We start from the raw sequence: 302 nt of genomic DNA, 5'->3' as shown, positions 1-302 counted from the left end.
CCCCCCCCCCCCCCCCCCCCCCCCCCCCCCCCCCCCCCCCCCCCCCCCCCCCCCCCCCCCCCCCCCCCCCCCCCCCCCCCCCCCCCCCCCCCCCCCCCCCCCTCTTTCAAGCAGAAGACGGCATACGCGATCGCGCCTAGAGTCTCGTGGGCTCGGAGATGTGTATAAGAGACAGGCTCAGTCCGATCCCCTGGCGAACCGCGGCGATTTGCGCCTCGGCGTCCGGGGGCCTGAAAGGGACCTTGGCCGTTCGGATCTCGCCCGCCCGGGTCCAGTCCGGGATGCCGTGATCGTTGATGACG

1 pseudogene is annotated in these 302 nt (G+C 75.8%); it reads right to left on the bottom strand.

From position 1 onward, the window contains the following. Positions 1-175: 175 nt before the first annotated feature. Positions 176-302 (bottom strand): annotated as a pseudogene (locus JHD80_RS28990) (LysR family transcriptional regulator); the annotation flags it as partial.

It is taken from the genome of Allobosea sp. ASV33 (genome assembly GCF_016428755.1).
Lineage (GTDB): Bacteria > Pseudomonadota > Alphaproteobacteria > Rhizobiales > Beijerinckiaceae > Allobosea.
Note: the sequence above shows the minus strand (reverse complement) of the source record. Positions and strands in the feature narration are given on the sequence as shown.